Origin of the sequence: Tabrizicola sp. BL-A-41-H6, assembly GCF_050632395.1 — a bacterium.
Taxonomy (GTDB): domain Bacteria; phylum Pseudomonadota; class Alphaproteobacteria; order Rhodobacterales; family Rhodobacteraceae; genus JAUYQR01.
This window is the reverse complement of sequence record NZ_CP192600.1, coordinates 32,366-55,358: the sequence shown is the minus strand read 5'-3', so window position 1 is coordinate 55,358 and position 22,993 is coordinate 32,366. Positions and strand designations below refer to the sequence as shown.

Genomic DNA, 22,993 nt, shown 5'->3' with positions numbered 1-22,993 from the left:
TATAGCGCTGGCCACCCTCCGAGGGAAACCGCAAACTGCCGCAGGCTGCGCCAAAGCCATTGTCGGCCGCGCTGCTTTCGTCGAAATTGGCGCGCCAAGGAGCCGAGGTGCCATGCCCGAACTGCCCGAAGTAGAAACCGTCCGCCGTGGTCTTGCCCCGGTGATGGAGGGTCAGGTGATCATCCGCGCCGAGGTCAACCGCCCCGACCTGCGCTGGCCCCTGCCCGACCGCATGGCCGAGCGGTTGACTGGCCAGAGGATTCTGGCGCTGCGCCGACGCTCCAAATACATACTTGCGGACCTGTCCTCCGGGGAAACGCTGCTGATCCACCTTGGCATGTCGGGCCGGATGCTGATTTCAGGCGCCATGGTCGGAGAATTTCATCATGATCATCCGGCACCTCAGAAACATGACCATGTGATTCTGACCATGTCGGGCGGCGCGCGCATTACCTTCAACGACGCCCGCCGCTTCGGGGCCATGGACCTGATGCCTACCGTCACCGCCGAAGGGCATCCGCTTCTGGCCAGCATCGGCCCGGAACCCTTTGGCAATGATTTCAGCGAACCCTACCTTGCCGCGCGCCTGAAGGGCCGCAACACGCCGATCAAATCCGCGCTGCTCGATCAGCGGATCGTGGCAGGGCTTGGCAACATCTATGTCTGCGAAACGCTGTTCCGTGCCGGGATCAGCCCGTTGCGCTTGGCTGGCAAGGTGAAAAAGCCGGCGGCCCTGGTTCCCATTATCCGCCAAGTGCTGTCCGAAGCGATCGATGCGGGCGGGTCGTCGCTACGCGATTACCGTCAGGCGGATGGCGAACTTGGCTATTTTCAGAAGCATTTTCAGGTTTATGGCCGCGAAGGCCAGCCGTGTGAAACGCCGGGTTGCGGTGCCACGATCAAACGCACGGTGCAGTCCGGCCGCTCGTCGTTCTGGTGCCCTGCCTGCCAGAGGTGACTTGCCATCGCCCCTTTTGGTGCTAGGAGTCACCGCACCCAAAAAGGCGGAGCCGCGCAATGGCCTACAGCACGCTGATTGTCGAGATTGAGGACTATGTCGCCCTCATCCGCCTCAATCGCCCCGACGCGCTCAACGCGTTGAATTCCCAACTGATGGGCGAGCTTGCGGCTGCGGTCACGGCGGCCGACGCGAATGACAAGGTGCGCTGCATTATCATCACCGGATCGGAGAAGGCCTTTGCCGCCGGTGCGGATGTGCGGGAAATGGCGGAAAAGACCTTCACCGAGGTCTATTTCGACAACCTGTTCGGCCCCGAGGCTGACGCCATTACCAAGGTGCGCAAGCCGGTGATCGCGGCCGTGTCGGGCTATTGCCTGGGCGGGGGATGCGAACTTGCGATGCTGGCGGACTTCATCATCGCCGCCGACACGGCCAAGTTTGGTCAGCCTGAAATCAACCTTGGCATCGTGGCCGGCATGGGCGGCACCCAGCGCCTGACCCGCGCGGTCGGCAAGTCGAAGTCGATGGACATGCACCTGACCGGCCGGTTCATGGATGCTGCCGAGGCAGAGCGATGTGGGCTGGTTAGCCGCGTCGTACCCGCGAAATCGCTGATCGAAGAGGCGATGAAATCCGCAGCCAAGATCGTCGAGAAATCCAGCATCACGGCGATGGTAGTGAAGGAGACGGTCAACCGCTCGCAGGAAACCAGCCTCTCCGAAGGACTGCTGTTCGAGCGCAGGATGTTCCACGCGCTGTTTGCCACCGAAGACCAGAAGGAGGGCATGGCCGCCTTTCTGGAAAAGCGCCAGCCGCAGTTCCGCGACAAGTAGGGCTTTTCTTTTCGCGCGCCTTGGCCTATAGGCCGCCCCACATGCGCGTGGGCCCGCTTAGGCAAGAATCATTTCCCGACCGTCAGGCCGGGGCCTTTGGTCTTTCGTGCAACCCGTTTGAAACCGAAAGATCCATAGGAAGCCCATGGCAAATACCGCCCAGTCCAAGAAGCGCGCCCGTCAATCCGAAGCGCGTTATGCCGTGAACAAAGCCCGCCGTTCGCGTATCCGTACCTTCCTGCGCAAGGTCGAAGAGGCGCTTGCGTCTGGCAATTCTGACGCCGCTGCCGCCGCGCTGAAGGCTGCACAGCCTGAACTGGCGCGTGGTGTGTCGAAAGGCGTGCTGCACAAGAACACCGTTTCGCGCAAGATTTCGCGTCTGGCCTCGCGGGTAAAATCGCTGCCGACTGCCTGAGATCCGACTGCAATGGTCACGTGCAAGGGGCGCAACCGCAAGGTTGCGCCCCTTGTCATTCTTCTCTCGTCACGACCATCAAATCGGCGCGGCGTTGCCGATTTGCACACCCCGCCGGATTCGCTTGCCGGTAACCTCTGTCAAGCGAGATGTTCGGTTGCGGTCGCTCCGGGCCGCTTGCTAACTTGGGCATGCGATTCACTTCGTCCTGGGGGACAGGGCTGTACGTGAACGGAAAGCTGCTGCACAGCGACTGCGGAACCGTCCGCTTCGTCTGAGTTTTCTGTTTGGGTTCAGCAGGTTAGAGGTGGCGGCATAGCCGCTCCGCTGACGTGCAGTCAGGCGCGCCGAAATCTCGGCGTGCTGCTGACATTTCTTGTCCCACAGACTTCGGGTCACTGTCCCCGTCGCTTGCGATGGTGGTGGACGGTGGCTTGTGACCGGTGGACCGCATGATGACAGACGCTTAGTGCGCGCCCTGCGGCAGAACCGCAGGTTTGAACTTTGGGGCAGGTCGAACAGTATGACGAACGAAGCGTGGGGCCAGGTGCGCGAGGAACTGATCAAGCGCGTGGGCAGGAACAATTATGTCACCTGGATCGAGCCTCTGAAGCTGTCTCACCTGAAGAACGGCGTCGCGCGTTTTGAAGTCCCGACAATCTTTTTCGGCGACTGGGTCCAGCGCAACTACGCCGACCAGATCCGCAATCAGCTGTCCACCGCCGGTGAGCCTGTGGACCGTCTGGAATTTACCGTCAGCACCGGCGCCGTTCGTGCCCAACCGGCCCGCGCCGCCGCGAAATCCGCGGCCCCGCGCCGTGCCGCTTCAGACGAAGAGCTTCCCGGTGCCCCGCTAGACGCCCGGTTCACCTTCGACAGCTTTGTTGTCGGCAAGCCGAACGAATTGGCCCACGCCGCCGCGCGCCGTGTGGCCGAAGGCGGGCCTGTCACCTTCAACCCGCTGTTCCTGTACGGTGGGGTTGGCCTTGGCAAGACGCACCTGATGCATGCCATCGCGCACGAGCTGCAGACCCGCCGCCCGGAATTGCGCGTCCTTTACCTGTCTGCCGAGCAGTTCATGTACCGGTTCGTGCAAGCCCTGCGCGAACGCCAGATCATGGATTTCAAGGAGCTGTTCCGTTCGGTTGACGTGCTGATGGTCGATGACGTCCAGTTCATCGCCGGCAAGGATTCGACGCAGGAGGAATTCTTCCACACGTTCAACGCCTTGGTCGATCAGAACAAACAGATCGTGATTTCCGCCGACCGCGCCCCCGGCGAGATCAAGGATCTGGAGGATCGCATCAAGTCGCGGCTGCAATGCGGTCTTGTGGTCGATCTTCACCCCACCGATTACGAATTGCGTCTGGGTATCCTGCAACAGAAGGTCGACTATTACCGGAGTCAGTATCGCGGCCTTGTGCTTGCCGATGGCGTGCTGGAATTCCTTGCCCATCGCATCACCTCGAACGTCCGCATCCTTGAAGGCGCGCTGACCCGGCTTTTTGCCTTTGCCTCGCTGGTGGGCCGTGAGATCACGCTTGATCTGGCGCAGGATTGCCTTGCCGACATCCTGCGGTCATCGGACCGCAAGCTCTCGATCGAGGAAATCCAGCGCAAGGTGGCCGAACACTACAACATTCGCCTGTCCGACATGATCGGGCCGAAGCGTCTGCGCAACATCGCCCGGCCGCGTCAGGTGGCGATGTATCTGGCCAAGCAACTGACCCCGCGGTCGCTGCCGGAAATCGGTCGGCGGTTCGGCGGGCGCGACCACACCACTATCATGCACGGTGTGCGCAAGATCGAGGAATTGATGGCCACTGACAGCCAGCTTTCAGATGATCTGCAACTTCTGCGCCGTCTGCTGCAAGGCTGAAGCCCGCTCGGCCTTGACGGCCTATGCAATCACCCGCAATGTCCGCGCAAAGGCTTGTGAACCGGCGAAAACCGGGTAAATTCGGCGTCCCTTCAGGGGGACGGCAGGGGGAAACGACATGAAGCTCTCGATCGAACGCGCCACACTGTTGAAGGCGCTGGCACAGGCCCAGTCGGTGGTCGAGCGTCGCAATACCATTCCGATCCTCGCCAACGTGCTGATCGAGGCGGAAGGCGCAAGCGTCAGCTTCCGCGCGACCGACCTTGACATCGAGGTCGTGGATCGTGCTCCGGCAATGGTGGAACGCCCCGGTGCCACCACGGTTTCGGCCGTCATGCTGCATGAGATCGTCCGCAAGCTGCCTGACGGCGCGCTTGTGAACCTGACCGAAGATGCCGCCACCGGCCGCCTGACGATCACTGCCGGCCGGTCGACCTTCAGCCTTGCGACGCTGCCGAAGGAAGACTTCCCTATCATGGCTACGTCGGAGTATTCCTCGAACTTCTCGGCGCCGGCACCGGTGCTGCGCCGCCTTTTCGACAAGGCAAAATTTGCCATCTCGACCGAGGAAACCCGGTACTATCTGAACGGTGTCTACCTGCATGTCTCGACGTCCGAGGGTGCGCAGGTGCTGCGCTGCGTGGCGACCGATGGGCATCGTCTGGCCCGTATTGATGCCCCGCTGCCCGAAGGTGCCGCTGGCATGCCTGGCGTGATCGTGCCGCGCAAGACGGTGGGAGAGTTGCGCAAACTCCTCGACGATGACGAGGCGCAGATCGCCGTGTCGGTTTCCGAAACGAAGGTTCGCTTTGCGACGCCGGTAATTACTCTGACCTCAAAGGTGATCGACGGCACCTTCCCCGATTACACCCGCGTCATCCCAACCGGGAACACCAAGCGGCTTGAGGTTGATGCCTCGGAGTTCGCCAAGGCGGTAGATCGTGTCGCCACCGTATCGTCCGAACGGTCGCGGGCCGTGAAGCTCAGCCTTGACGAAGACCGCCTTATCCTTTCGGTGAACGCGCCTGACAGCGGGGCCGCCGAAGAGGAACTGGCCGTCGCTTACGGGGATGAGCGGCTCGAGATTGGGTTCAACGCCAAGTATCTTCTTGAAATCGCAAGCCAGGTTGACCGCGAGAATGCCGTGTTCCTGTTCAACTCCTCCGGCGACCCAACGCTGATGCGCGAAGGCAATGACACGTCGGCGGTCTACGTCGTTATGCCGATGCGCGTCTGACCCCGTTCCTGAACGAAAAGGCGCAAATCCGTGGGCGGTCTGTCGATCAAGACGCTCAGCTTGTCGCATTTCCGTAGCCACCGCTCGGCAAATCTGGATTTCGATGGTCGTCCCGTTGCGTTGATCGGCGCGAACGGCGCCGGCAAGACCAATCTCCTGGAGGCGGTTTCGCTGTTTTCCCCGGGCCGGGGGCTGCGCAGGGCAAGCCCTGACGATTTCTCCAAACGGCCTGAAAGCATTGGCTGGAAGTTGCGGACAACCGTTGTCGGCCTTGGTGGCGACCATGAACTTGAGACTTGGGCAGAGCCGGGCGAGGCCCGGCAGGTGCGAGTCGATGGCAAGGCTGCGACGCAGGCCAGCCTTGGCCGTGTGATCCGCATTCTCTGGCTGGTTCCGTCCATGGATCGGCTCTGGATCGAGGCTGCCGAAGGCCGTCGGCGCTTTCTTGATCGCATGACGCTCAGTTTTGCGCCAGATCATGCTGAACTGTCGCTCACATACGAAAAGGCGATGCGTGACCGCAACAGGCTTTTGAAGGACCAGATCGTCGATCCGCACTGGTATACCGCGCTAGAGTCGCAGATGGCGGAGGCGGGGGCGCAGATCACCCAGAACCGCCGTGCTGCGCTGGCCCGGATCGCGCGCGCCAGTACAGGCGACACTGCATTTCCCCGGGCGACACTGGCCCTTTCCGAGCCCGATGAGAGCGACCTTCTGACTGCGTTGGCCGATGGACGCCGGCGGGATCTGGCCGCTGGCCGCACCCTTGCCGGTCCGCACCGCACGGACCTTGCCGCTGTTTACACCGTCAAGGGTGTGCCTGCGGACCAATGTTCTACCGGCGAACAGAAGGCGTTGCTGATCAGCCTCATCCTCGCCAATGCACGGGCTTTGGCCGAAGATATCGGACATGCCCCCGTTCTTTTGCTGGATGAGGTTGCCGCACATCTGGACGAAGACCGGCGTGGCGCGCTGTATGACGAAATCGTATCCCTTGGTGCGCAAGCCCTGATGACCGGCACCGAAGCAGAGTTGTTTCGGGGGCTAAGCGGAAGAGGCCGGTTGATCCGCGTTTCCGATGCTGGCGGGCAATCGCAGATCAGTTCGCAAGAGGATATATGAATGACCGTTTCGCTTTATGAGCTGCTGCTTTATGCGGGCGGAATGGCGCTGCTTTGGGTAATCCCCGGCCCGGTCTGGGTTGCGCTGACCGCGCGCGCCCTTTCGGGCGGTTTCGCTTCGGCCTGGCCACTTGCCGTGGGGGTCGCACTGGGCGACGGCATCTGGCCATTGGCCGCGATCTTTGGCCTCAGCTGGATCGTCGCGCTTTACGGCGGGTTTCTTGAGGCGCTGAAGTGGGTGGCAGCCGGCATCTTCCTGATGATGGGCGTCCTTCTGGTGCGCAAGCCCGCCGCAACGCTCGATGCCGACAGCAAGCTGATCAAACCGGGGGCTTTGGCTGGCTTTGCCGTCGGCGTAGCGGCGGTGATCGGCAATCCGAAGGCGATCCTGTTTTACATGGGGGTGCTTCCGGGCTTTTTCGACCTGAGCCGCGTCACGGGGCTGGATATCGTGGCAATCCTCCTTGTCTCGATGCTGGTTCCGATGCTGGGAAATCTTGGCTTGGCGCTGTTTCTTGATCGGGCGAGGAGCCTGCTTTCCAGCCCCGCTGCGCTGCGTCGCCTCAACATCATTTCCGGTATCCTGCTTGTCGCGGTCGGCTGCGTCATCCCGTTCACCTGACCACCAAATCTTGTGGGTCAGGGGTGACAAAGGATGACTAAAACGCTATGAATGGCGGGTAATCTCAAGGGTTTTCCACACATGGCCGACGCCGCCCGCAAGCCAGCCGAATACGGTGCTGATTCTATCAAGGTCCTCAAAGGGTTAGAGGCTGTTCGCAAGCGTCCCGGCATGTACATCGGTGACACCGATGACGGGTCAGGCCTGCACCATATGGTCTACGAGGTCGTGGACAATGGCATCGACGAAGCGCTAGCAGGCCACGCGACCGCCGTCACGGTAATCATCCACGCCGATGACAGCGTTTCCGTGCGCGACAACGGTCGTGGCATCCCCGTCGACATCCATCAGGAGGAAGGCGTTTCGGCAGCCGAGGTCATCATGACCCAGCTTCACGCTGGCGGCAAATTCAACAATACTGACGAAGGCGGCAATGCCTACAAGGTATCGGGCGGCCTGCATGGCGTGGGCGTTTCCGTGGTCAACGCCCTGTCGGAATGGCTTGAGCTGCGCGTCTGGCGCGACGAGACGGAATATCGCGCCCGCTTTGAGCATGGCGAATGCGTGGTCCACGTCTATCCGGTGGGCCCGGCCCCCGGGATGCGTGGAACTGAAGTCCGCTTTCTGGCATCCGCGAAGTCGAACATACCTGAAGGGACGTTCTCCAACCTTGAATATAGCTTCAAGACATTGGAACACCGGCTTCGCGAACTGGCGTTCCTGAACTCTGGCGTGCGCATCATCCTCGAAGACCAGCGCCTCGCTGAGCCACAGCGGGTAGAGTTGTTCTACGAAGGCGGCGTTCGGGAATTCGTGAGATACATCGACCGGTCGAAAGCGCCGGTCGTGCCCGATCCGATCTACATGATCGGCGAACGCAATGGCATCACGGTCGAAGTCGCCATGTGGTGGAACGACAGCTACAACGAAATGGTACTGCCGTTCACAAACAACATCCCGCAGCGTGATGGCGGTACTCATTTGGCCGGGTTCAGGGGCGCGCTTACCCGCACCATCAACGCCTACGCGCAGTCGTCGGGCATCGCGAAGAAGGAAAAGGTCGATTTCACCGGCGATGATGCTCGCGAGGGTCTGACTTGCGTTCTGTCGGTGAAAGTGCCCGATCCAAAATTCTCCAGCCAGACGAAGGACAAGCTGGTGTCGTCTGAGGTTCGGCCCGCCGTTGAAAATCTGGTCAACGAAAAGCTGGCCGAGTGGTTTGAGGAAAACCCCGGCCCGGCCCGGTCAATCGTTGGCAAGATCATCGAGGCAGCGCTTGCACGTGAAGCTGCCCGCAAGGCGCGTGAACTGACACGGCGCAAGACGGCGCTGGATGTGGCATCGCTGCCCGGCAAGCTTGCCGATTGCCAAGAGCGTGATCCGTCGAAATCCGAACTGTTCCTCGTGGAAGGTGACAGCGCGGGCGGTTCCGCCAAACAGGGGCGCAGCCGCTATAATCAGGCGGTGTTGCCGCTACGAGGCAAGATCCTGAACGTCGAGCGCGCGCGCTTTGACCGGATGCTGGGCAGCCAGGAGATCGGCACGCTGATCACCGCACTGGGCACCGGGATCGGCCGTGACGAATTCGACATCGGCAAGCTGCGCTACCACAAGGTTGTCATCATGACCGACGCCGATGTTGACGGCGCGCATATCCGGACGCTGCTGCTGACCTTCTTCTTCCGCCAGATGCCCCAATTGATTGAGGGCGGTTACCTCTACATCGCCCAGCCGCCGCTTTACAAAGTCGCGCGCGGGAAGTCCGAGGTTTACCTGAAGGATCAGGCGGCGCTTGAGGAGTATCTGATCGAGATGGGGCTGGAAGGCGCGGTTCTGCGGCTGGCCAATGGCACTGAAATCGCCGGCAACGACCTTGCCCGTGTGATCGAGGGCGCGCGCCAGTTCCGGCGTGTGCTGGACGCCTTTCCCACGCATTACCCCCGTGCGATCCTTGAGCAGGCGGCCCTTGCGGGCGCGTTCGACCCTGGCAGTGCGGACGCTGACCTTCAGCGCGTCGCCGACACCGTGGCGCAACGACTCAATCTGGTTGCCGCCGAGTACGAGCGCGGCTGGACCGGGCGCATAACGCAGGATCACGGCATCCGGCTAAGCCGCATCCTGCGCGGCGTCGAAGAGTTGCGGACGTTGGACGGTGCGGTCCTGCGGTCAGGCGAGGCGCGACGACTGGCGACTGCCGCATCCCAGCATCGCGACGTCTACAGCGATCCGTCGCGGCTTGTCCGCAAGGACCGTGACCAGCCGATTCATGGCCCCATCGACCTTTTGAAGTCGATCCTTGCAGAGGGCGAAAAGGGTCTTTCGTTGCAACGCTACAAGGGTCTGGGAGAGATGAACCCCGAACAGCTTTGGGAAACCACGCTTGACCCCGAGGCGCGCACGCTTTTGCAGGTCAAGGTTGATGACCTTGCGGAAGCAGACGATATCTTCACCAAGCTGATGGGAGACGTGGTTGAACCGCGTCGGGCCTTCATTCAGGACAATGCACTGAGTGTCGAGCATCTGGACACCTGACCGAAAAGGTCACGTCCGGACATGCCCGCTCAAGGGGATTGGATGGTGACCCCGGTAGGATTCGAACCTACGACCTGCCGCTTAGGAGGCGGCCGCTCTATCCCCTGAGCTACGAGGCCATTTGTTGGCAAGGCCTTCCGTCTGAATGCGTCAAAACGGGAAGCAAGGCAACCGACTGGCAAAAGAAAAGGGGGAACGAATTTGGCCCACCGCTCCCCCTCTGGTCCGTTGCATCATGGTTGAGAGCTTGCAGGATGCGCAGGATATGGCCAGCACGTCGGCTGTTAGCGCTATCAGTATCAGACCACAGTCCCTTGGACAAGCCTTTGCTTTAGCGGTAACAAGGGACAGTCACCCGTTCAGCCGGAAACACCCTTGTCCAGACCTCACGCCGTTGACCCCCGCCATACCCTGACCTTGCGCGACGTTTCCGAAGCCTGTGGCGTCAGTGAAATGACGGTCAGCCGCGTGCTGCGCAACCGGGGTGATGTGTCGGCGTCCACCCGGGAAAAGGTGCTGGAAGCCGCCCGTACCCTTGGCTATGTCCCCAACAAGATCGCCGGCGCGCTTGCGTCGCAACGGGTCAATCTGGTCGGCGTCGTGATACCGTCGCTTTCGAACATGGTGTTCCCGGAAGTGATGACCGGAATTTCGGAAAAGCTGGAAGGCACAGGCCTGCAACCGGTCGTCGGGGTGACCAACTACCTGCCCGACCGCGAAGAAAGCGTGATCTACGAAATGCTTTCTTGGCGCCCGTCGGGGATGATCATCGCGGGGCTTGAGCATACGGCTGCGGCCCGCGCGATGCTCGCCCGGGCCGGCATCCCGATCGTCGAGATCATGGATATCGACGGCGAGGCCGTGAATCACGCGGTTGGGATCTCGCACCGCCGCGCCGGTCGCAAGATGGCTGAGGCGATCATTGCTGCCGGGTACCGCCGCATCGCGTTTCTTGGCACGCAGATGCCGAATGACCACCGCGCGCGCAAGCGGCTGGAAGGCTTTGAGGATGCGCTTGCCAAGGCTGGATTGACCCTGATTGACCGCGAGTATTATTCGGGTGGCTCTGCGCTGCTGAAGGGGCGGGAGATGACGGCCGCCGTCTTGAACCGCACCCCGGACGTGGATTTCCTCTATTACTCCAACGACATGATCGGCGCTGGCGGACTGCTGTACTGTCTGGCCCAAGGGATCGACGTGCCCGGAAAGATCGGCCTTGCCGGCTTCAACGGCGTCGATATGTTGGACGGTCTGCCGCGGAAGTTGGCCACGATGGACGCCTGCCGGCTTGAGATCGGCCGCCGCTCGGCCGAAATCATCGCCGGAACCGCAAGCCCGGGCGAGGTGGTGGAACTTTTCCCGGTCCTTCAGCGCGGCGACACGATCCGCACCGCTCCACCTGCCTGATCCGCGCGATCATCTGCCTCCGGCCTGGCTTTTCGGTTGGTGGCTCTCGCGCCATGTAACGCAGCTTTCCGCAAATGCGATCAGGTTGCGCAGCAACAGGTGTGACCCGTCCTCGGTGTAGCGAAGCGTCCCGCAATGATGGGGCAGCGGATCCCGCACCAGGGCCGCCTCCTTTTCGGCAGCATAGTTTAGCGCAATCGAATGGATGTCGGTGTCGCCAAGCATGTCACCGGCCAGAATTCGCGCGGCGAGCGCGTGCCAGTGATAAGCCTCCTTTCCCTTCAACGGACCCCTGAACCGGACGCTCCACGAGCCGATCAGAACCTTCGACATCAACTGCTCGCGTGAGCGGACGGGAAAGTGAGCGAGCGTGATCCCGGCTAATTCGACCGGGGTGGGCACATCCGCGCCCTTCAGAACATGGCTTCCAGCTTTTACGATAACCTTGCCGATCAGTCGTCCGGGAACTGTCACTTTGAAATATTGTGGAAGCTCCAGTTCTCTCCTGCACACCATGCGCAAAACGGGGTTCAACTCCTCGCCATCTGATCCTGTAGGCAGGAAAGTGACCCACGGCAAAAGAACGGGTACGTCTATACCGAGCAATCCCGTCCTGAAAGACGTCCTATCTCCGCGGATGCATTCGTCAGCATCCAACAGAACCACATGCGCGATGCTTTCGGCCGGAGCGATCTTCGAAAGCGTGCTGTTGATGATATCCTTCTGCCTGTGCCCCGGACGCTTGTCTTCCGACCAAGTGAGGCGATCAGGATACTCGGCGCTCAGCAACTTTAGAATTCTAAGCGTGCCGTCAGAACTATCGTTATCAACAAGGTGCAAATGATCAACGAACGCCAAGTTATGGCGCACCATAGGCTCGATGATATCGGCTTCGTTTTTTACAATGCAGAGGCCAACGATCAGATCGCGCAATGCTTTGGTATCCCTCTTTACATTGGAAACGTTACCGGAAACACCGAACAAGAGAAATACTGTCGCGCGTTCCGGGGCGTCAGGCCCTCAGCCGGCCACCCTGATGCGATGTGACTACGGCTTCGATGATCTGCCCTTCGGGCTGGTCGGTGGCGAAGTCTACCTCCGCAAACCCTTCCGTTCGGCCCAGTCTTGGCCCCTCGACCAGAACAAGGTGGCGCCGTCCGACTTGCGCTGTCAGATGGCGTGCCAAGGCCGCATCGCCTGCTGCGCGAAGCCGTGCCGCCCGTTCCTTGACCACTGGCCCGCGAACTTGCGGCATCTTTGATGCCGGCGTGCCCTTGCGGGCAGAAAACGGAAAGACGTGCAGGAAGGTCAATCCGCAGTCTTCGATCAGGGCCAGCGACTGCTCGAACATCGCCTCCGTTTCGGTGGGGAAACCCGCGATGATATCCGCTCCGAAGACGATCTCTGGTCGAAGGCGCCGCGTTTCCTGACAAAAGCGGATCGCATCGTCCCGCAGGTGGCGGCGTTTCATCCGTTTCAGGATCATGTCAGCGCCGGCCTGCAAAGAAAGGTGCAGATGCGGCATCAGACGGGCCTCGCCGCCAATCGCCTCCATCAAGGCGGGGTCAACCTCTATACTGTCGATCGACGAAATCCGTAGCCGCGCGAGATCGGGCACAAGGCGGAGGATGCGCAGGACAAGGTCACCCAGCCGCGGCTCTCCCGGAAGATCAGCGCCCCAAGAGGTCAGGTCCACCCCGGTCAGCACGACTTCGTTGAAGCCCCGGTCGACCAGCCGCTTGATCTGTTCGACCACCACGCCTGCCGGAACCGACCGGGAATTGCCCCGCCCAAACGGAATGATGCAGAACGTGCAGCGGTGATCGCAGCCGTTCTGAACCTGAACATAGGCCCGGTGCCGCCCGAACCCGTCGATCAGATGGCCCGCAGTTTCGCGCACCGACATGATGTCGTCGACCTGCACCCGCTCGGTCGCGCCGATCAGATCGGGCACCGCAAGGCCGGCCCAAGTCTCGGGCTGCATCTTTTCGTGGTTGCCGACGACGCGGCTGACCTCTGGCATTGCGGCAAAGGTTTCAGGTTCGGTTTGTGCGGCGCAGCCGGTCACGATGATCTGCGCGCCAGGATGGGCGCGTGACAGGCGGCGAATTTCTTGTTTCGCCTTGCGCACCGCCTCGGCGGTCACGGCGCAGGTGTTCACAACTACAGCGCCTGATACGCCGGCGGCACTGGCAAGTTCACGCATGGCTTCCGTTTCATAGGCGTTCAAACGGCAGCCCAACGTCGCAAAGACCGGGGCAGTCATTGATGCGCGGCCACGTAGTCGGCGGCCAGCACCCCGTCGAACACCCGCGCCACCGGGCCGGTCAGCCAGACGCCGTCGTCCCGCCAGTCCACTTCCAGCGTGCCGCCGTCTACCTCGATTGCAACTCGCGGGCCGATCATGCCGCGCAGATGTGCCGCCACCGCCGTGGCGCAGGCGCCGGAGCCGCAGGCAAGCGTGATGCCGGTTCCCCGCTCCCAGACCCGCATCTTTATCCGGCAAGGCGAGATCAGACTGGCAAATTCGACGTTGGTTTTTTGTGGGAACAGCGGGTTTTGTTCGATCGCTGGCCCAAGTGTTGCAAGGTCAACCGTCGCGACATCTGGAACGAAATGAACGCAGTGCGGATTGCCCATGCCAACCGCGATCGGGTCTCCCTGCAACGGCAGATGCTGGGGATCGACCGCTGCTGCCAGCGGAATTTCCTGCCAGTCGAGTTGCGGGGCACCCATGTTAACGGCGACCCGGCCATCGGCCAGACGTTCGGCCTGAAGCGTTCCGCGTGCGGTGGTCAGGGTAACGCGGTCAAGGCCAGCTCCACGCATGACATGGTCGGCCACACAGCGCGTGGCGTTGCCGCAGGCCCCGGCCTGGCTGCCATCGCTGTTCCAGAACACCAGCCCGAAATCAGCCGTGTCGGACGTGATGATTTCAGCCAGCTGGTCGAAGCCGACACCGCGATGCCGGTCGCCAATCGCGCGCGCAAGGCTGGCCGTCACCGTTCGCCCCCGCCCGCGCGAGTCGATCACGACAAAGTCGTTGCCTGCACCGTGCATCTTGATGAACGGCAGGCTGGCAGGAGCGGCCGAGTCCCTCATTCCTCGCCATATACCTTCGCCCCGTGGCTTTTGCCAGAGCGCCGCGCTTTTTGCCCTTGACCCCCGATGCTGGCTTGCCTAATCACCCCGCTCGTGGGGCCGGTAGCTCAGTTGGTAGAGCAGCTGACTTTTAATCAGCGGGTCACAGGTTCGAATCCTGTCCGGCTCACCACTTTATCAAAATGCCCGGGCCGCGCGGCTCGGGCATTTTGCTTTCGTGGGCTCAGATCATGCGGATGGTTTCCTTGCCCACCGCCAGCATATAGCCGCGTCGCGCGATGGTCTTGACCAGCAGTTCCGAAACAAGTTGATTGCCCAGCGTATCGCGCAATCGCTTGACCCGCGTTGCCCCGGCCGCTTCGTCGCAATCAGCCTCGTTGCGCCCCGAGATCACCGCCTCGATCTGTGCGCCAGTCAGCACCTCGTCATCCATCCGCGCTTCGGCCAGCACCGACAGCGTTTCCAGCGCAGCCTCGGTCAGCGCGAATTCAAGATCGTTGATATAGACTGCGCGCGCCTCGCGCGAGATCATCAGGCTTGCCACCTGGATTCCGGATCGCTGGATCGCCGAAATGCGGCGGTTCAGGGCGATGATCGTAACCAGAAACACCAGTGTCGCAATCAGCAGCGCCGTGGAAAACACCAGAAGAACGAAGATCACGCTGCGGTAGCTGATCAGCACATCCTGAAACGATGTTCCGGACTGGGCGAGGATTTCCAGCAGCTTGATCTCGGCCCCGGTGGTCAGATCGTTGTTTTCGACAAAGATCCGCTCCACCCGTGCATTGAAGGCGTTTGCATCGGGCAGGTTTGCAAACAGCAGCGCCGCCGCTGCCAGCAGGATCACGACGATGGCTGCAATACCAAAGGCAACAACGCGGTTGCCGGCCTTCAGACTGTCAGTAACGGAGGAAGTAGGCTCCGGCACTCGCTTTCCTTTCCTCCAACCCTTCGGGACCGAATGTGGACAACACAGTCAACAACTTCCAGCCGTCAGAGGCAAGGCGCGGCGCAAGTTCGCCTTCGGCAGCGCCGGGGTTGCAGTTTCCATCGGACACCTGCGCCACACCATAGTGCAGCTTGAGCGGTTCGTCGCGTTTCGCCTTGTAGTCGGCATAGCACTCTGCCGCCGCAGGGCCTGCAACGGCCAGCAGAAACGCAACGGTGAGGGTCAGTCTGGTCATGGTCCGCTCCAGATAAGACAGCCATTTCGGAAGGCAACGGCTTCGCTCGGAAACATGCGCCGGTGCGCGATGATATTCAATATCAACGGAAGTTTACGGCAGTTGTTATCGGATAGCCGCGTCGCGCGCAGCATCGGTTATGCCATAGCGAGGGCGCGTTATTGCTTGTCTTTCTGGCGACGGGCGACCGTCACTGCATCGGCCAAACGATGAGTAATCTCGATCATCGTACGGCGCTCTCGACTGCATCGCAAGACAGGAAGCCAACCAATGACCAGCCCATTCGAAAGCCCGTCCACGCGCATTCCCCGCTCGGCCTTGCGGGATACCGCCACCTTGGGTGGTCCGGCGGGCCGCAGCCTTTCGGCCATGATCACTGCGGGTGCCGTTATCCTCGCACTGGTTCTTGCCACGGCGATGCCAGCACATGCCGGCAAAAAAGACGATCTTGCAAAGGCGCTGATCGCAGCTCTGGTTCTGGGTGCCATCGTGCACGAGACCAAGCGCGCCGAACCCGCGCCTGTTCCCCTGCCAGCGCCCGAACCCGTTCGCAAGAACCGCCTACCGGCAGTCTGCGCCATCTCGATCGAAGGGGCGGAGCGCGACGTGACCCTGTTTCCCGAAAGCTGCCTGCGACGCGAGGGCTTTACCCAGCCCCTGCCGCGCACCTGTGGAAATGAGGCCCGCATTTTCGGGCGCGACGACCGTGTCTTCAGCGTGCAGTGCCTGCGCGACGCCGGATACCGCATCTCGAGCCGTTGAGGCGGCTCGGGTTGGCGTGGTGGCACCCTTGACCGTCACGTCATGCCCTGGGGGGTGCGAGGGTGAGCAGCTTGCACCCCCCTTTTTCTGTCGGCTGGTCTGCGCTAATCATGCGCATGGGCGCCGCACCTCCCGATTTCAGTTACGAAACCGCCGCCTTGGGGCAGGGCTTTGCCTATGTCGTTGGCGTTGACGAGGTGGGACGTGGGCCGCTCGCCGGGCCGGTGACAGCTTGCGCCGTGCGCCTTGACCCCGGCCGGATTCCAAAGGGGCTGCGTGATTCAAAGGTGCTGACTTCCAGCCAGCGCGAACGTCTGTACGACGAGATCCTTGCCGTCGCCGAAGTTGCGATCGCCCATGCCAGCGTAACGGAAATCGACAGTCTGAACATCCTGCGCGCAAGCCATCTGGCAATGGAGCGCGCGATTGGTGCGCTTGGTGCCGATCATGCGCTGATAGACGGAAACTTGATTCCGCGTGGGCTGACCTGTCGCGCGACGCCGATCGTGAAGGGCGATGCGCTTTGCCTGTCGATTGCCGCAGCCTCGATAGTTGCCAAAGTGACACGCGACCGGATCATGGTGGATTTGGCGCAACAGCATCCCGGCTACGGCTGGGAGAGGAATGCCGGATACCCGACTCCGGAGCATCTGGAAGCCTTGCTAAATCTTGGCGTGACCGCTTGGCATAGGCGTTCATTCCGGCCCGTCTACAACATATTGTATCAAGGGGTTTCAGTAACCTGTTGATTCAATAAAGAATTTGACGGCGAATCTCCGCTGACTCATGTTTGGGTCCAAGATCGGCACACAAACGAGGCCGACGCAGAGGCAGAGAATGGCGACGAAATTGGCTACGGCGGCCCATGTGCTGCCGCTCAACCAGATCATGTCTGGTGATTGCATCGAAGAGATGAACAAACTGCCGGCAGGGTCGGTTGACCTCATCTTCGCTGACCCGCCCTACAATCTGCAACTGAAGGGCGACCTGCACCGGCCCGACAATTCCAAGGTCGACGCGGTGGACGATCACTGGGACCAGTTTTCCAGCTTTGCCGCCTACGACAGTTTCACCCGGGACTGGCTGGCCGCCGCAAAGCGGCTTTTGAAGCCGAACGGAGCGATCTGGGTGATCGGATCGTACCACAACATCTTTAGGCTTGGCTCGGTCCTGCAAGACCAAGGCTTCTGGCTGTTGAACGACGTGGTCTGGCGCAAGTCTAACCCGATGCCGAACTTCAAGGGCAAACGTCTGACCAACGCCCATGAGACGCTGATCTGGGCATCCCGCGACGAGGCGGCGAAATACACCTTCAACTACGAGGCGCTCAAGGCGCTGAACGACGGGCTTCAGATGCGGTCTGACTGGGTGCTTCCGATCTGCACCGGGCATGAACGCCTGAAGGACGAAAACGGCGACAAGGCGCATCCGACTCAAAAGCCGGAAAGCCTGCTGCACCGAATCCTGGTGGCCACGACCAATCCGGGCGACGTGGTGCTGGACCCGTTCTTCGGAACCGGAACTACCGGGGCGGTCGCAAAGATGCTGGGCCGCGATTTCATCGGGATCGAGCGCGAAGAGGCGTACCGCAAGGTTGCGACAGAGCGGATCGCGCGGGTGCGGCGCTTCGATGCCAGCGCGCTGGAGATCACCGGATCGAAACGGTCAGAGCCGCGGGTTCCGTTCGGTCAGGTCGTCGAACGCGGAATGCTGCGACCGGGCGAGGAGCTTTTCTCGTTGGGCAATCGCTTCAAGGCAAAGGTGCGCGCCGACGGCACGCTGATCGGGCATGAGGTGAAGGGCTCGATCCATCAGGTTGGCGCCGCACTGGAGGGCGCGCCGTCCTGTAACGGCTGGACCTACTGGCATTTCAAGCGGGACGGAAAGATGGTGCCGATCGACATTCTGCGCCAGCAGATCCGGGCCGAGATGGAGGCTGACCACAGCCCCACCCACTAACAGATTTACCACGCCTGTCTCCCCGGTCCGCCCGGGGGTGACGCCTGCCCCGCCATGCCCAGCATGGCGGGGCCTTTTCGCCTTTCGCGCAGCGTCGGTTGCATTTCGCCGCCGTTTGATGCCCCATCGCCCCAGCAATCTGACGGAGACGCGACATGAACGGGGCCGAAACACTGGTGAAGACCTTGCTGCAAAGTGGCGTCGATGTCTGTTTTGCCAACCCGGGCACGTCCGAGATGCACTTCGTCGCGGCTCTGGATCGTCATCCAGAGATGCGCTGCATCCTGTGCCTGTTCGAAGGCGGCGTATCGGGTGCAGCCGATGGCTATTACCGCATGTCCGGCAAGGTGGCAGCCACGCTGCTGCATCTGGCTCCGGGCTTTGGAAACGCCTTTGCCAACCTGCACAATGCGCGCAAGGCGCACAGCGGCGTTGTCAACATCATGGGCGAACATGCCGACTACCACCTGCGTTTTGAGGCGCCGCTGAAGGGCGACACGGTGGGGATCAGTCAGGCCATTTCCCACTGGACGCGGGTGACGGCGGAGCCGGGTGCGGTAGCAGGCGACGGCGCGGCGGCGGTGCAGGCGGCACGCGGCAGGAACGGGCAGATCGCGACGCTGATACTGCCGGCCAACATGGCCTGGGAGGCGGCGGAGGCGGCGTCGGTTGCGCCAGCGCCGTTGCCACTGCGACGGCCGTCGCAAGCCGAGGTTCAGGCTGCGGCGGCGGCGCTGTGCCAGCCAGGGGCGATCCTCATGGTCGATGGCGCAGCTCTTTGGTCCGACATTGGCCTTATGGCAAAGCGGGTTGCCAAGGCCGCCGGCGCACGCCTGCTTCAGCCGTTCTTCGCCGCGCGCTTCAGGCGCGGTGCGGGGACTGTCCGCATGGAAAGGATGGCCTACCGGATCGAGGACAACTGTGCGCTTCTGGCCGGCGCACCCGCGCTTGTCCTGTGCGGGACGCAATTGCCGGCGGGATTCTTCGCCTATCCGGGCAAGCCGTCGACGCCGGTGGACCCGGCGACGCATGTGATCCAGCTGTGCGACCGGGACATGGACATCGACTGGACCATCGCGGCACTGGCTGCCGAGTTGGGCGAGGCAGAACTCGGGCCTGAGGATTTTGTGCCCCACGACTTGCCCGATCTGCCGCGCGGCGCGATGCGGCTGGAAGCTGTGGGCGAGGCGATGGCTGCCATGATGCCAGAGGATGTCGTACTAGTGGACGAAGGGGTGTCTTCGTCCCGTTTTCTGGCGTCTGCACTGGCGCGGGCGCGAGGCCATGATGTGCTGACGATCACTGGCGGGTCGATCGGCTTTGGCCTGCCCGCCGCCGTGGGTGCTGCGGTGGCCTGTCCCGACCGCAAGGTGGTGGTTCTGGAGGGTGACGGGTCGGGCATGTACACGCTGCAATCCTTGTGGACGATGGCGCGTGAGGGTCTGGACGTCACGGTCGTCGTCTTTGCCAACCGGGGCTACCAGATCCTGCGCGACGAGCTTTCGGCTGTCGGGGTGACCGACGTGGGGCGCAACGCCGTGCGCATGTTCGACGTGGTGGAACCGACTCTGGACTGGGTGGCGCTGGCGCAGGGGCATGGTGTCGAAGGCGTGCGGGTCACGGATATTGATGGCTTTGTGGCTACGTTTCGCACAGCGATGGAACAACGCGGGCCACGGCTGATCGAGGTGGTCTGCTGACACAATCAGGCAGGCAATGGGCGCTAGCCCGCGACCGGATTGAGCGCCTTGTTGTAATCATGCCAGTTGGTGATGTCGGGATAATGCCGCTTGCGCCAGCGTTTGACCTTTGGGTTCATCATCTTCCGCCAAAGCGGCGGCACCATCGCCGCGGCGGTCATCACCGGATAGCCGTAGGGCAGTTGCGGCGCGTGAGGCTCCGGGTGGGTTTGCAGCAGTGGAAACCGGCGGTCAGGTTTGACATGATGGTCGGAATGCCGCTGCAGGTTGATCAAAAGCCAGTTGGATGCCCGGTGCGACGCGTTCCATGAATGACGCGGCAGCGCGCGCTCGTACTTTCCGGCCCCGATGTAGCGGCGGGTCAGCCCATAATGTTCGACGTAGTTCACCAGTTCCAGTTGCCAGATTGCGATGAAAGCCTGGTAGGTGAACAGTGCCAGCCCCTCCCAGCCACCAAGGGAAATGGCCAGAACGAGCATCGCACCCTGCAGCGCGCCATAACGCCAGAAGGGGTTGGAGGCGTGGTGCCAAGACAGGCTGCGACGCGCCAGAAACTGCGCTTCGGCCCCCCAGGCAGAGCCGGGGCAACTGGTCAGGACCCGCAGGAAATAGCGCGGGAAGCCCTCGTTGTAGCGCGCGGTCACCGGATCGCGCGGAGTGCCGACCCAGGTGTGATGGACGCGCAGGTGTTCCGACCGGAAATGCGAATAGAGCACGGAGGCAAGCAAAAGGTCGCCAAGCCAGCGTTCAAGCCGGGATTTCTGGTGCATCAGTTCATGCGCGTAGGTGATGCCGACTGTGCCGGAAATGATGCCCATCCCGAAGAAAAGGCCGATCTTCTCCAACGCCTCAAGATGGGGTGCCCGCGGAACATACCACAGCATGAGGCAAAGGAGCGTGAACTGGACCGGGAACCAGACCAGCGTCACCAACCGGTGCCAGCGAAGCGCGTTGTCGGCGGTTTCCGGGTCCGGGTTCGCCGCATTCAGGCCGGTCAGCGCGTCAAGGAGGGAAAACAGACCCCAGGATGCGAGGGGGAGGAGAAGAACGGTCCAGCCACCCTGCGTCATCCCGACCAGGGCAAGCGGGATCAGGCCGAACGACAGCCAGAAGGGGAGCGCACTGGGAAAGGCGGCGGTTTTCATTCCGGCAATATAGTGCGTTTTCCCCGGCGCTCAACGCGACGAAAGGGCTGCGGATGCAAGCACGAGAGCCTTTCGCATGACGGTGGGCAGATCGGTCGGCTTTGGTCGCGCCCAGTGGCCGCGAAAGGGCGCCGAGTGCAGCGGGGCGCTGTGCAGGGTGAGGACAAGGTGGAAGTGGGTGAAGGTGTGGCGCACCTCGCCGATGGGCTGCCACGGGGCATCGGCTGGGGCGGGGCCGCCCGCGCCATCCCAGCCATCGCCGGGAAAGCCGAGCATGCCGCCCAGGAGACCTTTTTCGGGCCGTGTCTCCAGCAGCCAGTCTCCGTCGCGGTGGCCGAGCCAGAGGGTGCCATGCCGGGTGGGCTTGTCCGGCTTTGGCGTCTTGCGGGGGAGGGTGTCCTGCACCCCGTCCGCCCGTGCGACGCAGAGGGTGGACAACGGGCAAAGGCTACAGGCCGGCTTTCGCGGGGTGCAGATGGTGGCGCCGAGGTCCATCACTGCCTGAGCATGGTCACCGGGCCGCAGCGGGGGCGTGAGGCTGGCGGCCAGCGCTGTGAGCGCGGGCTTTGCGGCGGGCAGTGGCGTCTCGACGCGAAAGAGGCGCGCCATGACCCGCTCGACGTTGCCATCGACCACGGTCGCTTGCTCGTCGAAGGCGATGGCCGCGACGGCTGCGGCGGTGTAGGGGCCGATGCCGGGCAGGGTGAGAAGGCCGTCCCGCGTGGCGGGGAAGTGGCCATCGTGGAGGGTGGCGACAGCGCGGGCGCATTTCAGCAGGTTGCGGGCGCGGGCGTAGTAGCCGAGGCCGGCCCACTCGGCCATCACCTCCGCGTCCTCGGCGGCCGCGAGGGCGGTGACCGTGGGCCAGCGGGCGGTGAAGCGGTGGAAGTAGTCGCGGACGGCGGCGACCGTGGTTTGCTGGAGCATGACCTCGGAGAGCCAGACCCGGTAGGGGTCGGGGCGGACGCCGACGGCCCGGTCATGCGGGGAGACCCGCCAGGGCATCACCCGGGCGTGGCGGTCGTACCAGCGGAGAAGGTCGTCGGAGAGGGCGGTCGGGTTGGCGGGCAAGGGTCGGCTTTCGGGGTGAGGGCGGCAGGGAGGATAGTGCGCCGGGGGGAAAGGGCCAGAGGCAATCAGCCTGAACATCGGTGGGGTCAGGGGGGTGTCCCACCGTGGGACATTTAGCGGGCCATTGTAGATCAAGGGGTTGCGAGGTGACTTAAGGATTTGGCAAGAAATCTGCTGGGTGTGGTGGTTTTCTGCGGCAGCGGGAGGGGGCTGCGAAGCGGCGTGCCGCCGCACGGGCTGAGGTTGCCGGGGGCCAGCCCCCGGACCCCCGGAATATTTGGCGAAGGGGAAGATGTTGGGGTGTTCCTGCAATATGGGGGTTCGGCGGGCGGGTTGTGCGCCGCTGCGAAGGAGTTCGGCGGCGAGGTGGGAGGGTGCGAGTCGTCTGGACGATGCGGTGTCCGTTCACTGGCCGTCACGCAATCTTTATGCGCCGTGCGCCTTTCGGACACTGGCGGTGGGCGCGGTGTGGGATACAGTGAAGCGAAGTTGACCGAAGGACCGCAATGGCGCGCAAGCCTGCCTCTGCCACGTTGCCCCCTCCCAGCCCGGTGCGCCGGATGCGGGGGTTCGAGGCTGCGGCGGGGTTGGTGAAGGAGCCGGTGCGGACGGTGGGCGAGACGCGCGGCTTTGCTGTTTCGCGGCTTTTGACGCATTGGGCCGAGGTCGTGGGGGCCGAGGTTGCGCGGGTCAGCCGCCCGGTGGAGATCGGCTATGGGCACCGGTCTGGCGCGGGCGGTTTTGGAGCGACCCTGACCGTTCTGGTCAACGGAGCCCATGCGCCGATGCTGGAGATGCAGAAGGAACGCCTGCGCGAGCGGGTGAATGCGGTCTACGGCTATGCGGCGGTGTCGCACATCCGCCTGACCCAGACCTCGGCCACCGGCTTTGCCGATGGGCAGGCGGAGTTCGTAGTCGTGCCGAAGGCTGCGCCCGCGCCGGACCCGGTGGTTGTGGCCAAGGCGGCTGCGGTGGCCGAGGGCGTTGGCGACCCCGATTTGCGCGCGGCCCTTGCGGCCTTGGCGCAGAATATCCTAAATCGACGAAATTGAAGAAGGACGAC

General features: G+C 62.5%; 21 protein-coding genes and 2 tRNA genes. 15 read left to right on the top strand and 8 right to left on the bottom strand.

Features of this window, described 5'->3' with window-relative positions; all coding sequences use genetic code 11:
• The first annotated feature begins 112 nt into the window (after nt 1-112).
• The 8 genes from mutM (at nt 113) to gyrB (ending at nt 9,600) form a co-directional block, all read left to right on the top strand.
• Nucleotides 113-958, top strand: coding sequence for a bifunctional DNA-formamidopyrimidine glycosylase/DNA-(apurinic or apyrimidinic site) lyase (gene mutM, locus ACROUL_RS00275; RefSeq protein ID WP_431297563.1), 846 nt, complete (start codon nt 113-115; stop codon nt 956-958).
• 59 nt (nt 959-1,017) lie between these two features.
• Entirely contained in the window at nt 1,018-1,794 is a 777-nt protein-coding gene (locus ACROUL_RS00270; protein WP_431297562.1) for an enoyl-CoA hydratase, read from the top strand.
• 145 nt (nt 1,795-1,939) lie between these two features.
• Nucleotides 1,940-2,209, top strand: a complete 270-nt coding sequence (gene rpsT / locus ACROUL_RS00265) for a 30S ribosomal protein S20 (RefSeq protein WP_305567849.1) — start codon at nt 1,940-1,942, stop codon at nt 2,207-2,209.
• 523 nt (nt 2,210-2,732) lie between these two features.
• The gene (dnaA, locus tag ACROUL_RS00260) at nt 2,733-4,088 is read left to right on the top strand and encodes a chromosomal replication initiator protein DnaA (protein ID WP_431297561.1); all 1,356 of its coding nucleotides are present in this window, start codon (nt 2,733-2,735) and stop codon (nt 4,086-4,088) included.
• Between the two features lie 118 nt (nt 4,089-4,206).
• Nucleotides 4,207-5,325, top strand: a complete 1,119-nt coding sequence (gene dnaN, locus ACROUL_RS00255; protein WP_431297560.1) for a DNA polymerase III subunit beta — start codon at nt 4,207-4,209, stop codon at nt 5,323-5,325.
• A gap of 30 nt (nt 5,326-5,355) precedes the next feature.
• Nucleotides 5,356-6,447, top strand: a complete 1,092-nt coding sequence (gene recF / locus ACROUL_RS00250) for a DNA replication/repair protein RecF (RefSeq protein WP_431297559.1) — start codon at nt 5,356-5,358, stop codon at nt 6,445-6,447.
• Complete coding sequence (locus tag ACROUL_RS00245; RefSeq protein WP_431297558.1) at nt 6,448-7,068, top strand: LysE family translocator; 621 nt, start codon at nt 6,448-6,450, stop codon at nt 7,066-7,068.
• Between the two features lie 81 nt (nt 7,069-7,149).
• Nucleotides 7,150-9,600: a DNA topoisomerase (ATP-hydrolyzing) subunit B gene (gyrB, locus tag ACROUL_RS00240; protein ID WP_431297557.1), complete on the top strand. Its 2,451-nt coding sequence runs from the start codon at nt 7,150-7,152 to the stop codon at nt 9,598-9,600.
• 43 nt (nt 9,601-9,643) lie between these two features.
• Here gyrB and ACROUL_RS00235 read toward each other — a convergent pair.
• A tRNA-Arg gene (locus ACROUL_RS00235) sits at nt 9,644-9,719 on the bottom strand.
• Nucleotides 9,720-9,975: 256 nt separating this feature from the next.
• Between ACROUL_RS00235 and ACROUL_RS00230 the strand changes: the two genes are divergently transcribed.
• Nucleotides 9,976-11,007 carry a LacI family DNA-binding transcriptional regulator gene (locus tag ACROUL_RS00230; RefSeq protein ID WP_431297556.1) on the top strand — a complete coding sequence of 344 codons (1,032 nt, stop codon included), beginning with the start codon at nt 9,976-9,978 and terminating at the stop codon, nt 11,005-11,007.
• 9 nt (nt 11,008-11,016) lie between these two features.
• Here ACROUL_RS00230 and ACROUL_RS00225 read toward each other — a convergent pair whose 3' ends face one another.
• The 3 genes from ACROUL_RS00225 to dapF all read right to left on the bottom strand — a co-directional run bounded on the left by ACROUL_RS00225 (nt 11,017) and on the right by dapF (nt 14,109).
• Complete coding sequence (locus ACROUL_RS00225) at nt 11,017-11,940, bottom strand: glycosyltransferase family 2 protein (protein WP_431297555.1); 924 nt, start codon at nt 11,938-11,940, stop codon at nt 11,017-11,019.
• 79 nt (nt 11,941-12,019) lie between these two features.
• The gene (gene mtaB, locus ACROUL_RS00220) at nt 12,020-13,273 is read right to left on the bottom strand and encodes a tRNA (N(6)-L-threonylcarbamoyladenosine(37)-C(2))-methylthiotransferase MtaB (protein ID WP_431297554.1); all 1,254 of its coding nucleotides are present in this window, start codon (nt 13,271-13,273) and stop codon (nt 12,020-12,022) included.
• Complete coding sequence (gene dapF, locus ACROUL_RS00215) at nt 13,270-14,109, bottom strand: diaminopimelate epimerase (RefSeq protein ID WP_431297553.1); 840 nt, start codon at nt 14,107-14,109, stop codon at nt 13,270-13,272. Before dapF ends, mtaB begins: the two co-directional genes overlap by 4 nt.
• Nucleotides 14,110-14,205: 96 nt before the next feature.
• Here dapF and ACROUL_RS00210 point away from each other — a divergent pair.
• Nucleotides 14,206-14,281 (top strand) — tRNA-Lys (locus tag ACROUL_RS00210).
• Nucleotides 14,282-14,332: 51 nt separating this feature from the next.
• On the opposite strand, the gene ACROUL_RS00205 is transcribed toward ACROUL_RS00210, so the two are convergent.
• Nucleotides 14,333-15,037, bottom strand: a complete 705-nt coding sequence (locus ACROUL_RS00205) for a winged helix-turn-helix domain-containing protein (RefSeq protein WP_431297552.1) — start codon at nt 15,035-15,037, stop codon at nt 14,333-14,335.
• On the bottom strand, nt 15,009-15,293 hold the full coding sequence (locus tag ACROUL_RS00200) for a hypothetical protein (RefSeq protein WP_431297551.1): 285 nt from the start codon (nt 15,291-15,293) through the stop codon (nt 15,009-15,011). Before ACROUL_RS00200 ends, ACROUL_RS00205 begins: the two co-directional genes overlap by 29 nt.
• 270 nt (nt 15,294-15,563) lie before the next feature.
• Between ACROUL_RS00200 and ACROUL_RS00195 the strand changes: the two genes are divergently transcribed.
• From ACROUL_RS00195 to ACROUL_RS00180, 4 genes are all read left to right on the top strand, one after another.
• Nucleotides 15,564-16,055, top strand: coding sequence for a hypothetical protein (locus ACROUL_RS00195; protein ID WP_431297550.1), 492 nt, complete (start codon nt 15,564-15,566; stop codon nt 16,053-16,055).
• Nucleotides 16,056-16,171: 116 nt separating this feature from the next.
• Nucleotides 16,172-16,804, top strand: a complete 633-nt coding sequence (locus tag ACROUL_RS00190) for a ribonuclease HII (protein WP_431297549.1) — start codon at nt 16,172-16,174, stop codon at nt 16,802-16,804.
• An 88-nt stretch (nt 16,805-16,892) separates the two neighbouring features.
• Nucleotides 16,893-18,014: a site-specific DNA-methyltransferase gene (locus ACROUL_RS00185; protein ID WP_431297548.1), complete on the top strand. Its 1,122-nt coding sequence runs from the start codon at nt 16,893-16,895 to the stop codon at nt 18,012-18,014.
• A 155-nt stretch (nt 18,015-18,169) separates the two neighbouring features.
• Complete coding sequence (locus tag ACROUL_RS00180; protein WP_431297547.1) at nt 18,170-19,714, top strand: acetolactate synthase large subunit; 1,545 nt, start codon at nt 18,170-18,172, stop codon at nt 19,712-19,714.
• Between the two features lie 23 nt (nt 19,715-19,737).
• On the opposite strand, the gene ACROUL_RS00175 is transcribed toward ACROUL_RS00180, so the two are convergent.
• Nucleotides 19,738-20,859, bottom strand: a complete 1,122-nt coding sequence (locus ACROUL_RS00175; protein WP_431297546.1) for an alkane 1-monooxygenase — start codon at nt 20,857-20,859, stop codon at nt 19,738-19,740.
• 30 nt (nt 20,860-20,889) lie between these two features.
• Nucleotides 20,890-21,864 (bottom strand): A/G-specific adenine glycosylase, encoded by a 975-nt coding sequence (locus ACROUL_RS00170; RefSeq protein WP_431301210.1) that lies wholly within the window; start codon nt 21,862-21,864, stop codon nt 20,890-20,892.
• 572 nt (nt 21,865-22,436) lie between these two features.
• Between ACROUL_RS00170 and ACROUL_RS00165 the strand changes: the two genes are divergently transcribed.
• Nucleotides 22,437-22,982, top strand: coding sequence for a DUF721 domain-containing protein (locus ACROUL_RS00165; RefSeq protein ID WP_431297545.1), 546 nt, complete (start codon nt 22,437-22,439; stop codon nt 22,980-22,982).
• The last annotated feature ends 11 nt before the right edge of the window (nt 22,983-22,993 follow it).

Coding starts and splice junctions, on each gene's coding strand:
- mutM (WP_431297563.1), top strand. CDS start 113: ATGCCCGAACTGCCCGAAGTAGAAACCGTCCGCCGTGGTCTTGCCCCG.
- ACROUL_RS00270 (WP_431297562.1), top strand. CDS start 1,018: ATGGCCTACAGCACGCTGATTGTCGAGATTGAGGACTATGTCGCCCTC.
- rpsT (WP_305567849.1), top strand. CDS start 1,940: ATGGCAAATACCGCCCAGTCCAAGAAGCGCGCCCGTCAATCCGAAGCG.
- dnaA (WP_431297561.1), top strand. CDS start 2,733: ATGACGAACGAAGCGTGGGGCCAGGTGCGCGAGGAACTGATCAAGCGC.
- dnaN (WP_431297560.1), top strand. CDS start 4,207: ATGAAGCTCTCGATCGAACGCGCCACACTGTTGAAGGCGCTGGCACAG.
- ACROUL_RS00245 (WP_431297558.1), top strand. CDS start 6,448: ATGACCGTTTCGCTTTATGAGCTGCTGCTTTATGCGGGCGGAATGGCG.
- gyrB (WP_431297557.1), top strand. CDS start 7,150: ATGGCCGACGCCGCCCGCAAGCCAGCCGAATACGGTGCTGATTCTATC.
- mtaB (WP_431297554.1), bottom strand. CDS start 13,273: ATGACTGCCCCGGTCTTTGCGACGTTGGGCTGCCGTTTGAACGCCTAT.
- dapF (WP_431297553.1), bottom strand. CDS start 14,109: ATGAGGGACTCGGCCGCTCCTGCCAGCCTGCCGTTCATCAAGATGCAC.
- ACROUL_RS00200 (WP_431297551.1), bottom strand. CDS start 15,293: ATGACCAGACTGACCCTCACCGTTGCGTTTCTGCTGGCCGTTGCAGGC.
- ACROUL_RS00195 (WP_431297550.1), top strand. CDS start 15,564: ATGACCAGCCCATTCGAAAGCCCGTCCACGCGCATTCCCCGCTCGGCC.
- ACROUL_RS00190 (WP_431297549.1), top strand. CDS start 16,172: ATGGGCGCCGCACCTCCCGATTTCAGTTACGAAACCGCCGCCTTGGGG.
- ACROUL_RS00185 (WP_431297548.1), top strand. CDS start 16,893: ATGGCGACGAAATTGGCTACGGCGGCCCATGTGCTGCCGCTCAACCAG.
- ACROUL_RS00180 (WP_431297547.1), top strand. CDS start 18,170: ATGAACGGGGCCGAAACACTGGTGAAGACCTTGCTGCAAAGTGGCGTC.
- ACROUL_RS00175 (WP_431297546.1), bottom strand. CDS start 20,859: ATGAAAACCGCCGCCTTTCCCAGTGCGCTCCCCTTCTGGCTGTCGTTC.
- ACROUL_RS00170 (WP_431301210.1), bottom strand. CDS start 21,864: ATGCCCTGGCGGGTCTCCCCGCATGACCGGGCCGTCGGCGTCCGCCCC.
- ACROUL_RS00165 (WP_431297545.1), top strand. CDS start 22,437: ATGGCGCGCAAGCCTGCCTCTGCCACGTTGCCCCCTCCCAGCCCGGTG.